General features: G+C 58.7%; 10 protein-coding genes. 6 read left to right on the top strand and 4 right to left on the bottom strand.

Translation table 11 applies throughout. The features are described 5' to 3' along the window. Positions 1 to 500, bottom strand: a 500-nt coding sequence (locus tag VGK48_11170; GenBank protein ID HEY2381727.1) for a TIGR03435 family protein, incomplete at its 3' end; no start/stop codon positions are given. A 313-nt stretch (positions 501 to 813) separates the two neighbouring features. Here VGK48_11170 and VGK48_11165 point away from each other — a divergent pair. Then, a complete protein-coding gene (locus VGK48_11165) occupies positions 814 to 2,013 on the top strand; it encodes a glycosyltransferase (GenBank protein HEY2381726.1) in 1,200 nt (399 codons plus the stop codon). Positions 2,014 to 2,025: 12 nt separating this feature from the next. Here VGK48_11165 and VGK48_11160 read toward each other — a convergent pair whose 3' ends face one another. Together VGK48_11160 and VGK48_11155 are read right to left on the bottom strand one after the other, a co-directional pair. Continuing rightward, positions 2,026 to 2,499, bottom strand: coding sequence for a DUF2127 domain-containing protein (locus tag VGK48_11160; GenBank protein ID HEY2381725.1), 474 nt, complete (start codon positions 2,497 to 2,499; stop codon positions 2,026 to 2,028). Positions 2,500 to 2,624: 125 nt separating this feature from the next. Then, positions 2,625 to 3,419 carry a shikimate kinase gene (locus tag VGK48_11155; GenBank protein ID HEY2381724.1) on the bottom strand — a complete coding sequence of 265 codons (795 nt, stop codon included), beginning with the start codon at positions 3,417 to 3,419 and terminating at the stop codon, positions 2,625 to 2,627. Positions 3,420 to 3,509: 90 nt separating this feature from the next. Here VGK48_11155 and VGK48_11150 point away from each other — a divergent pair, with 90 nt between their 5' ends. The 5 genes from VGK48_11150 (at position 3,510) to VGK48_11130 (ending at position 9,748) form a co-directional block, all read left to right on the top strand. Beyond that, positions 3,510 to 4,946: an aldehyde dehydrogenase family protein gene (locus VGK48_11150; protein HEY2381723.1), complete on the top strand. Its 1,437-nt coding sequence runs from the start codon at positions 3,510 to 3,512 to the stop codon at positions 4,944 to 4,946. A 138-nt stretch (positions 4,947 to 5,084) separates the two neighbouring features. Beyond that, the gene (locus tag VGK48_11145) at positions 5,085 to 6,524 is read left to right on the top strand and encodes an aldehyde dehydrogenase family protein (protein ID HEY2381722.1); all 1,440 of its coding nucleotides are present in this window, start codon (positions 5,085 to 5,087) and stop codon (positions 6,522 to 6,524) included. Continuing rightward, a complete protein-coding gene (locus VGK48_11140) occupies positions 6,521 to 7,306 on the top strand; it encodes an enoyl-CoA hydratase-related protein (GenBank protein HEY2381721.1) in 786 nt (261 codons plus the stop codon). Before VGK48_11145 ends, VGK48_11140 begins: the two co-directional genes overlap by 4 nt. A 2-nt stretch (positions 7,307 to 7,308) precedes the next feature. Continuing rightward, positions 7,309 to 8,436, top strand: coding sequence for a Phenylacetic acid catabolic protein (locus VGK48_11135; GenBank protein HEY2381720.1), 1,128 nt, complete (start codon positions 7,309 to 7,311; stop codon positions 8,434 to 8,436). Positions 8,437 to 8,599: 163 nt separating this feature from the next. After that, positions 8,600 to 9,748 carry a photosynthetic reaction center cytochrome c subunit family protein gene (locus VGK48_11130; GenBank protein ID HEY2381719.1) on the top strand — a complete coding sequence of 383 codons (1,149 nt, stop codon included), beginning with the start codon at positions 8,600 to 8,602 and terminating at the stop codon, positions 9,746 to 9,748. 88 nt (positions 9,749 to 9,836) lie between these two features. Here the strand turns inward: VGK48_11130 and VGK48_11125 are convergent. Next, positions 9,837 to 10,500: hypothetical protein (locus VGK48_11125; GenBank protein ID HEY2381718.1), on the bottom strand; the 664-nt coding region annotated here is incomplete at its 5' end.

Here is a 10,500-nt window from a genome sequence, read left to right as displayed (position 1 = left end):
CCGTCGACGACAGTCCGGTCCACGATTTGAGAAAGGGAGACAGCCAGATCGCTTATCGTTGCACTGGTTCCCTCGAACGACCCTCGTCCCATCGTAAGATTCCCGCAGAAATCCGATGCGGTCAGTTTCGGCGACAACGGTGGGTGCGTGGGGTCAAAGACAATGCAGTCTCCTTCCTTGAGCGCTCGCAGTTTGAAACCGCCCTTTGCCAGGGTCAATCTATAGATTGGGAGTTCTTTGGTACCTTTGTGCAGTGAGAGCCCGAACCGTTCACCCAGCAGCGTTTGCATCATCTGTTTTATCTGGTCCTGGCTCGGACTGCCATCGGCCCTCCCCTCGATATCGTAGTGGGTGGAATCGATCCAGCCTGGGCCTCCCGAAATCTGGAAATCCCGTACGCTATATGCCCAGGCGATCAGGGTTTTCACCGGCATATTGCTTACGACCAAGCGTCCCGGCTCCGGCCGAATATTGCTGTTTGGGCTGACGCTATTGTTCAATTTAATTGAGGCCGCTCGTGCGTATTACGGACGGGCCGTGGAAAGGTTAACGGCGCTACTGAGAGACCGACTGTCATTTTGAAGCGGACTTGAGAATCCAGACGAGATTCGCAACATGCCAAAGGGACGATTTGAGATTGTCCAAGCGGGCGATCCTTCGATCGGCGCCTCTGCAGGCGTTTTTTTTGCTGTTCCTGTAGCCATTATACGATGCGGCGTCAACGCAAAAACAGACTGGTACTGCAGATGCGCGTTGGCTACATTGCGCACGCAGTTTGATTTGAATCCCGGTGACTCACAAGGAGCAATGGATATGCGTGTGCTGCTATCGACAATCGGGTCGCGTGGAGACGTTCAACCGATGGTGGCGCTTGCCCTGGAATTGCGGGCGCAGGGTCATGCGCCGCGGCTGTGCGCGCCGCCGGACTTTCGCGAGTGGATCGAAGGTTACGGGCTGTCGTTCGTGCCGGTGGGCCCCTCGGTGCGTCACGCCGGCGCGGCGGGAACGGCCGCAATAACCAAGCGGTCGCCGGAGGCCTTTCGGCGGCTATTAACCGACACGATCGCCGGCCAGTTCGCGGCGCTTGGTGAAGCCGCCTTGGGCTGCGGCGTCATCGTGGGCAGCACCGCGCTGCAGTACGCCGCGCGTTCGATTGCGGAGCAGCGGAGCATCCCTTACTTTTTCGCTGCCTACTCTCCCGTCGTGTTGCCTTCTGCCCACCATGCGCCGCCTCCATTGCCGGGGCAGCCGCCGCCGGCAGAACCAGCCGATAACCGCGGGCTGTGGGATCAGCAAGCCCAACGCTGGAATGAACTCTTCTGCGGCCCGCTCAACGAGCAGCGGACGGCCGCCGGCCTGGACCCGATCCGCGACGTCCGAAGCTACATGTTCACGGACAGACCCTTACTGGCGGCAGACCCGGTATTGGCGCCGTGGCCGCTCTCGGACATGCAGGTAACACAGACCGGGGCATGGATACTTCGTGATCAACGCCCACTGTCCGCCGAACTCGAGTCCTTCCTCGCGGCCGGTGAACCGCCGATCTACTTCGGCTTCGGTAGCACGCACACTCCTTCTGAAACCAGCCGGGCGTTGATCGGGGCGGCCAGAACACTCGGGCGCCGTGCAATTCTGTTGAGCGGCTGGGCCGGTCTGGCACCCCTTGACGACAATCGCGACTGCCTGTCCATCTCCGAGGTCAATCTGCAGGCGCTCTTCCCGCGTGTCGCGGCCGTCGTCCATCACGGCGGTGCGGGTACAACGACGGCGGCGGCGCACGCCGGAGTCCCCCAGGTCGTCGTGCCGCAAAGATACGACCAGTATTATTTCGCAGCGCGCGTCGATCAACTCGGCGCCGGTGTGGCTCACGCGCCGGCTGCGCCGACCATCGAATCGCTGGTCACGGCGCTGAACAAGGTCCTTCGCCCCGAAGTCGCAGTCCGCGCCACGTCCCTCGCCGCCGCTGTGCGCACGGACGGCGCGGCAGCCGCCGCACGGCACGTCACGGGTTGACCGAATCTATTTTTATTCGTCTCGGAGTTTCCGGATCAGATACCACACGATGGCCACATTCAGACCGATGACGCATGTCTTGGCGGCAGTGAAGCGTTGAGCAAGTTCCCAGATCTCCAACGGAATGAAAGACGCCGTCACGATGACTGAGAAATACCTGGCCCAACGTTTGTCCGCCAGCAGCCCGAAACCCTCAGTCAACAGCAACCCTGAATAGAAGAAGGAACCCACGCTAAGCTCCTTCAGTCTGCGCGCATCCATAATTGAGGCCTTCGCAAGCACCGTCTGTATGTGACGGTTGTCCGGATCGAAATGAAGGATATTGATCCATTGCAAGACAAAATCGGCCACGTCACGATGCAAGAGCTTAAGTAAGCCAACTCCAGACGCGAACAGCAGGAAACCTTTAAACAGCTTTAACAGAGCAATCAGCGTAATCCAGCGATCCTTCGCATGACCATTAACGAAAAGCGCCTCATTACTCATTCCCGGCACGTTTGCCGTCCATGGCGGAATTCATATCGCAGGATAGTAACACCGGCGTTGCAGTCGCCGAACGCCGAATAACCGAAGCGCGGCCTCCACACTTACCGGCGAGCTCGAACGAAGCCTCAGAGATTCGTTGCAGACGTCTTTTTTGTGCCTCTTGTGCTTCTTGTGGTTCCTTCCCCTTTTTCACGAATAGCGGCGGCGATCAGCCGGACAGCCTCGCTGATGCGGGTGGAGCTGGTATCGATGGTCTGGCCGGCCTCTGCGTATACAGGGGAACGCTGCGCAAGGATGGATCGGAGCTCCGCCATTGCGGACGTTCGATTGGCCATAGGCCGTGTATCGCCCTGGCCGAGGACGCGCTTCCAGTGGTCTTCGGGAGTCGCTTTGATCCAGACGGTATGCGTCCGCCGCTTCAGGAACTGCCAGGTTTCGGGATCGGTCACCACTGAGCCGCCTGTGGCGATCACCATCGGCTCGTTCTGAGCAAGAAGCTTTAAAAGAATGTCGTAGGCGAGACGCTTGTAATAGGACTCGCCGTGAAGGGCGAAGAGTTCGCCGAGCGACAGGTTGGCCTGTTTTTCAATCCGGGCATCCAGTTCGAGAAAGGGAACTCCGAGATGTTTTGCCAGCGATTTGCCGATCGTCGACTTGCCGGCGCCTCGCAGGCCGACCAGCGCGACCACCGGCTCCTGCTTTTCCTCCGAGGGCAGCAGCGAAACCAGCGGCACATCCAGCGCCCGCGCGACGTCGGCCAGCCGGGAGATAGAGATATTGCCTTTTCCCGCCTCCAGATCGGATAAAAACCGCGATGAAACGCCCGACCTCTCGGCAATCCCGCGCAGCGTCCATCCCATGCCCGTCCGCCGCGTTCGGACCCGATTTCCGATTTCGGAGAGTAACCCAGCGTGGTCCATCAATAGGAAGTATACTGCGTGTTGACTGCTTCAGGCATCGGCAATATATTTTCTAATGACGATTTGTCACAATATGAAGAGGGGGAACGCATGGCGAAAATGTTCATTGCCGGAGAGCCGGCAGGTTCCAGCTCCGGGCAGACGTATGACGTGATCAATCCCGCCACCGGTGAACTGGTGGACTCTGCGCCGAAAGGCAATGAAAGCGATGTTCGCGCCGCTATAGATACGGCGCACGCCGCATTTCTGCCCTGGTCGGAAACCGCCGCTGAAGCGCGCGCGCAATTCATTGCCAAAGGAATTGAAGCGGTAAAGAAGGAGCTGCAGGACCTGGCCGTTCTTCTCACCAGGGAACAAGGTAAGCCGCTCGGCGATTCGCAACGCGAAATAGAGCACTTTCTGCACGGCATGAACTTCTATGCAGGATTGGCTTCCAAGATCCGCGGTTCCTACGTTCCGCTTCCGGATAACAAGATGTATGGAATGGTCCTTAAGCAGCCGGTCGGCGTCTGCGCTGCGATCATTCCGTGGAATTTCCCTATCACCTTGATGGGTACAAAAGTCGGGCCGGCTCTCGCCGCGGGCTGCACGGTTATTGTGAAGCCTGCTTCAAGCACTCCGCTCACGACCCTAAGAATCGTGGAGCTGTTGAATCAGGCCGGTTTGCCGAAGGGTGTCTTGAATGTTGTGACCGGACCCGGTTCCGTTGTCGGCGAAGAGCTTTTGCTGAACCCGAAAGTCGTGCGAGTGGCGTTCACGGGTGAGAGCAAGACCGGAAAACACATCATGGAAGTGGCGGGCAGCCAGATGAAGCGCGTGACGCTGGAGCTTGGCGGCAGCGATCCGATGATTGTCTGCGAGGACGCCGATGTAGATAAGGCACTCACCGGCGCTTCGGTCGGCCGGTTCTACAACTGCGGCCAGGCATGTCTGGCGGTTAAGCGGTTGTATGTGGTCGAGAGTCTTTACGATCAGGTTGTCGAAAAGCTGGCCGGCAAGGTGCAGCGCCTGAAGCTGGGCAACGGGCTCGACAAGGATACGCGTCTCGGCCCAATGCACTCGAAGGCGCAGCGTGAGGAAATCGAATCCCAGGTGGTGGACACAGTTAAACGTGGAGCCAAAGTGGTGACCGGAGGGAAGCGGCCGGACGGGCCGGGATTCGAGAAGGGCTTTTTCTATCTGCCGACGCTGTTGACGGACGCCCCGCACGATTCCCGCGTGGTCACGGAAGAGACATTCGGGCCGGTGTTGCCGGTCTTCAGGGTGAAGGATCTTGACGAAGGGATTGAGAAAGCCAACGCGTCGCCTTGGGGCCTGGGATCGTCCGTCTGGACGAAGGATCTTGGTAAGGCGCGCCGGGCAGCGGAACGGCTGCAGGCCGGGAATGTCTGGATCAACTCGCTGCACATCGGATACGACGAAATGCCATTTGGCGGAGTGAAGTTCAGCGGCATCGGCCGCGAGCACGGGCCGGAGGCGCTGGAATATTACCTGGAGACGAAGGGCGTCGTGGTGGCGACGCCGTAGGTGGCAAGGGTCTTAATTTTGTTGATGGAAGTTACCAACCGCCCCGTCTGCGCCGCCAAGGAACGGGACCATTTTATTAGTGGCACAGCCACCCCGCCTTGGAAAGGCGGGGAATGTCCATTTGGTTGAGTTAAAACAATGGCGAAACTATTCATTGCTGGCGAACAACGGGATGCTTCCGATCACGGAACTACGGAGATCCGCAATCCCGCGACCGGCGAACTCGTCGATCGCGTCGCGGCCGCGACTCAGGTAGACGTCGACCTCGCGATCGACGCGGCGGAGTCGGCATTCAAAAGGTGGTCGGCTGTCGCTCCGTCCCAGCGCGCGGAGATTCTTTATAAAGCGGCCCATCTGTTGATGGAGCGTGAAAAAGACCTCGCTCGTCTGCTGACACAGGAGCAGGGAAAGCCGCTACGTGAGGCCGTTCTGGAGATCCGCCGGTTCGCCCACACGCTGGAACACTATGCCGGGCTCGCCAAAACCATCCGCGGCGGTTACGTTCCCGCGCTCGATGAGAAGCGGTACGGAATGATTATCAAGAAGCCGATCGGCGTGTGCGGCTCGATCGTTCCCTGGAATTTTCCGGTTTCGCTGCTTGGAAACAAGATCGGTCCGGCGCTGGTCACGGGAAACACCGTGGTCGTCAAGCCGGCGGGCAGCACGCCTCTGACCGACATTCAGGCCGTCATGATCCTGCATGAGGCCGGTCTGCCTCCAGGAGTGTTGAACATCGTTCCAGGTCCGGCCCGAATCGTCGGCGAGACATTACTAAAAGATCCTCGCGTGCGGAAGATCGGATTTACCGGCGCCACATCGACCGGCCGGCACGTCATGGAAGTCGCCGCACAAACCGTGAAGCGCGTCACGCTCGAGCTTGGCGGCAGCGATCCGATGATCGTGTGCGACGACGCCAATATCGATGAAGCTGTCAGCGCTGCCTCGGTCGGCCGCTTCTTCAATTGCGGCCAGGCGTGCCTGGCGATCAAGCGGCTGTATCTGTTCGACAAAATCTACGACGAGTTTGTGTCGAAGCTGGTTGGAAAGATGGACAAGCTTCGTGTTGGAAATGGCCTGGAACAGGGCGTCATCGTCGGGCCTCTGCACACGGCGGCGCAGCGGGACGAAGTCGAAGAACAGGTTAAGGATGCCGTCCAGCGCGGGGCGCGCATTCTTGCCGGCGGGAAGCGGCCGCAAGGTGAGGCGTTTGCGAAAGGGAATTTCTATCTGCCGACTTTGCTGGCGGACGTGGAAGAGAGTTCGAGAGTCGTCCAGGAAGAAGTTTTTGGGCCGGCACTCCCGATCATGCGTGTCAAAAACTTCGACGAAGCCATCGAGAAGGCCAACAGTTCGATCTACGGCCTCGGCTCTTCCATCTGGACGCGCGATCTCGACAAAGCGACTCTGGCAGCCGACCGCCTGGATGCCGGTTACACCTGGATCAATTCGCCGCAAATCATTTTTGACGAGCTTCCGTTTGGAGGCGTCAAGCAGAGCGGCCTCGGCAAGGAGCACGGTGAGGAAGCGCTCGACTACTACATGGAGACTAAGTCCGTTGTTGTCGCACGGGGGGAATGATGGCGTTAATTGAATACAGAGTTGAAAACGGCGTCGCAATCCTGGAACTGAGCAATCCTCCGGCGAATGCCTACACGCTGGAGAGTTTGAAACAACTCGACGAGGCGATCATCAAGGCGCGCTTCGATTCCAGTGCACACGTGATGGTTTTGCGCGGCGCCGGCGAAAAATTCTTCAGCGCGGGCGCCGATATCAACATGCTGGCTCAGGAAACGAATGAATTCCGGAATCACTTTGCGCTTTATGGCCACGAGACGCTTTCGCGTCTGGAGAACACACCCAAACTGGTGATCGCCGCCATCAACGGTCATTGTGTCGGCGGCGGCCTCGAAATCGCGATGGCGTGCGACATCCGGATCGCCAAGAAGAATGCCGGGCGCACCGGGCTTGCCGAAGTGAACCTCGGGGTGATTCCCGGAATGGGCGGGACTCAGCGGCTGCCCCGGCTTGTCGGAAAGGCTCGCGCCATCGATCTTGCCGCCACCGGCCGGATGATCGCTTTTGAAGAAGCGCTTGAATTTGGATTGATCAACGAAATTTTCGAAGGAGAAGACTTCTTCGATCAGGTCCTCGACTATGCCAGACAGTTTGTGGCGCCGAACAAGCCGAGTAAGGCGGTCGGGCTCATCAAACGCGCGATCCAGACCGGGCTGCAAGGCAGCCAGTGGGAAGGCCTCGCGTTCGAACGCGAGCTGCTGGCACAGGCGTTTTCCAGTACAGACGCCGCCGAGGGACTACGCGCTTATAAGGACAAGCGCGTGGCGAAGTTCGAAGGGAAGTAATTATGGGAAAGATAAGTACGTTCGACGACTGGAGCGATTATTTCCGGCAATGGCAGCGCGACATCGGGCTCGATACCGCGACATTTGACGACTATAAGTTCGAGGTCAAGTTCGGCTCCGTGCCGAGCGATGTCATCGAGTTCGGCGATTATGCCGGACGTCCCAAATGGGAGACGGTGCTTCAGATTCCGGACCAGCGCGTACGCGACTCCTTGCTCCACCTCATCACATATCAGGGCGATACGGAGTTCGCGTCCGTAGAGCAGCAGCGCAGACTCTTGAACAACGCGCCAAGCGACTACGATCTCCAGGCCGCCGTCAAAATCATGCGCGAAGAAATGCGGCACGGCACCCAGATGAGCTATCTGCTCGTGAAGTATTTCGGTTCGTCCGGGAAGCTCGAAGCGCAAAAACTTCTGGAACGGCGCGCTTTCGATAACACCCGCCTGCTGGGGGCTTTTAACCAGGATGTGCAGGATTGGCTCGACTTCTACTGTTACACGGAACTGGTGGATCGCGACGGAAAGTATCAGCTGACGATGCTGCGTCATTCCGGTTTCAAGCCGCTTGCGGCCAGCATGACGCCGATGCTGCAAGAGGAGGCTTTTCATCTGTTGACGGGACACTCGGGATTGACCCGAATCCTCCAGGCGGGGAAGGTTCCAATCGATCTGATTCAGAAACACGTCAATAAATGGTTCTCTGTGGCGCTCGATTTGTTTGGGGTGGACGCGTCGTCCTCGGCGTCCTGGTTCTATGTCTGGGGTCTCAAAGGCCGCTACGATGAAGGGAAGACAGACGCGGTGCCCGATCGCGATCAGCTCAACGATCTGGCACGTCAGCATTATCGAAGGGAAGTCACCGGCCTGATCGAGGGGCTGAATAAGTGGATACCGGAAAATCAACCAAAGCTCCGCTTGCCGGATGCGAAATTCAACCGGTCCATCGGAGAGTATGCCGGTAAAACCTATGGCATTACCGGCGAGATCCTCCCCAAGGACGACTACGAGACGCATGTGGAGCAGGTCCTGCCAAATAAGAACGACAAGGTGCGGCTCGAAGCGATCTTTAAGGAGGCGGATTGGATTCTGGCTCCAAAAGCGGTCGTACGGCCATCGAATGAGAATTGAGGCACGGTCCGGTAGTCCTCAGTTGAAATTTCGGGAATAGCAACTCCCCTCCTGCTACAGCTGCTACAGGAGGGAGTTGCCCCTCACCTCTTTCCCTCCAGCTTCGCTTCTGTATAATCTTCCGTACCCATTCGGGTTTGTTCGGATCTTACGGAGGAGACAAATGAAACTCTGGTTGCGGCTGGCTGCGACAGCCGCCATAGCCGTGTCGCTTTGCAGTGGTTTTGGAATCGTATATAAGGCCGCGCCTCAAGCGCCCGCAGGAACGCGGAAGGCCGGAGAAGTGTTTAAGAACGTGACGACCAGTACGCTGAAAGAACTGCCCGTCGATGACTTCATCGCCGCCATGGGCGTGATGGCCGCCGGTCTCGGCTATGACTGCGCCGATTGTCATCCCGGCGCGGGCTCCGACAAAGCCGACTTCGTAATCGACACGCTGCCGCAGAAGAGAACCGCGCGGCGGATGGTGGAAATGGTCGCGTCGATAAATAAGGAACACTTTGCCGGCGTTCAACGGGTAACGTGCTTCACCTGCCATCGAAACCAGGAAACGCCGAAGACGACGATCGCATTGGATAACCTGTACTCCGCTCCTCCAATGGAAGACGACGACGTCGTGCTTCCATCGGTAGGTGGTCCGACCGCGGATCAGATCCTGGACAAATATATTCAGGCTGTCGGCGGGGCTCAGCGTCTGGCTACGCTTACCAGTTTTGTGGCGACCGGCACCAGCAACGGCTACGGCGGTTTCGGGGGCGAGGGCGACTTCACCATCTATGCGAAGGCGCCGAACCAGCGCGCCACCACGATTTCGTTCAAAGATCATCCGGAACGCGGCGAAAGCGTCTGGACTTTCAACGGCACCACCGGCTGGATCAAGACGCCGCGCGGCTTGCTGGCGGACTATCAGTTGGTCGGCGAAGAGTTGGACGGCGAGAGACTGGAAGCGCAAATGGCGTTTCCGGGACAGATCAAGCAGTCTCTCGCGAACTGGCGCACCGGGCTGCGAAGAGCCATCAATAATAAGGACTACCTGATTGTGCAGGGCAGCGGACCGCGGAATCTGCTCGCGACTCTATACTTCGACCCGGACACCGGCCTGCTTCGACGAATGGTCCGGTACGGGCCCTCGCCCGTGGGCCGCATTCCGACGCAGATCGATTACACCGATTATCGCGATGTGAACGGGATCAAGTTTCCGTTCGCGTATCAATTCTCATGGCTCGATGGACGTTATAGCGCGCAGATCAAAGAAGTGAAGACAAACGTCGCCATCGATGCATCGCGCTTCGGGCGGCCGGCTGCGAAGTAAGAAAGCGGGAAGGAACACAAGAAGCACAAAAGGCACAAGAGGGTGTGATCTCTCTTGTGCCTTTTGTGCTTCTTGTGTTCCTTCCCCTTTATTGTTGAGGAGGGGGACCGCCACGGCCACCACCGCGGGCGCCACCAGGTCCGCCGGCACTACCGCGCCCGCCGCCACCACCGCGGCCGGCACTCAATGCGCCCGGAGGGGCGCCCTGGCCGGGCGTGCCGTCTTTCGCGAGGCCGCCACCGGTTTCCGTGTAGAGGATCGTATCCTGTTCACCTTCGACGCAGGCCGTCTCAGTCTGTTCGTACCCGGTCGGCCGGCTCTTGAATCCGGCGGGCACGTTGAGATTGCGGCGGAATGTATCCGTAACCGTCATGGGGCGGGTCAATGCCACCGGATCCTCAACCACGGCTTCATAGGCGATGGTATTGGAGTCTTTCGGCGTGAATTTCTCGACGACGTGCGTCTGATCGCTGTGGATGGCGCCGCTGGCGTCCCACCAGCCCGCAGCCTGGCTGGTCGTATAGACCACCAGGGTGTCGCGTTCCCAGTGCCCGACCGAGTCCCCTTGATAGAGTTTGATGCTGGCGGGAATGTGCTGGCGATTGTCTGTATAGATGACGCGGGTGGCGCCGGCGGTGTCCCAGGCGAAGACGATCGTGTTTTTGTCCTGGACCGCCTGGAAACCCATTTGAATTCCAAAGTTGGTCGGCACGCCCGCAGGAAGACAGTGCGCATATGGCTCTTCGAACATG

The sequence above is a fragment of the Terriglobia bacterium genome, from assembly GCA_036496425.1.
Classification (GTDB): Bacteria; Acidobacteriota; Terriglobia; order 20CM-2-55-15; family 20CM-2-55-15; genus 20CM-2-55-15.
Note: the sequence above shows the minus strand (reverse complement) of the source record. Positions and strands in the feature narration are given on the sequence as shown.

Bases quoted from the DNA above. Each gene is read 5' to 3' on its own strand.
- VGK48_11165 (HEY2381726.1), top strand. From the start codon at position 814: ATGCGTGTGCTGCTATCGACAATCGGGTCGCGTGGAGACGTTCAACCG.
- VGK48_11160 (HEY2381725.1), bottom strand. From the start codon at position 2,499: ATGAGTAATGAGGCGCTTTTCGTTAATGGTCATGCGAAGGATCGCTGG.
- VGK48_11155 (HEY2381724.1), bottom strand. From the start codon at position 3,419: ATGGACCACGCTGGGTTACTCTCCGAAATCGGAAATCGGGTCCGAACG.
- VGK48_11150 (HEY2381723.1), top strand. From the start codon at position 3,510: ATGGCGAAAATGTTCATTGCCGGAGAGCCGGCAGGTTCCAGCTCCGGG.
- VGK48_11145 (HEY2381722.1), top strand. From the start codon at position 5,085: ATGGCGAAACTATTCATTGCTGGCGAACAACGGGATGCTTCCGATCAC.
- VGK48_11140 (HEY2381721.1), top strand. From the start codon at position 6,521: ATGATGGCGTTAATTGAATACAGAGTTGAAAACGGCGTCGCAATCCTG.
- VGK48_11135 (HEY2381720.1), top strand. From the start codon at position 7,309: ATGGGAAAGATAAGTACGTTCGACGACTGGAGCGATTATTTCCGGCAA.
- VGK48_11130 (HEY2381719.1), top strand. From the start codon at position 8,600: ATGAAACTCTGGTTGCGGCTGGCTGCGACAGCCGCCATAGCCGTGTCG.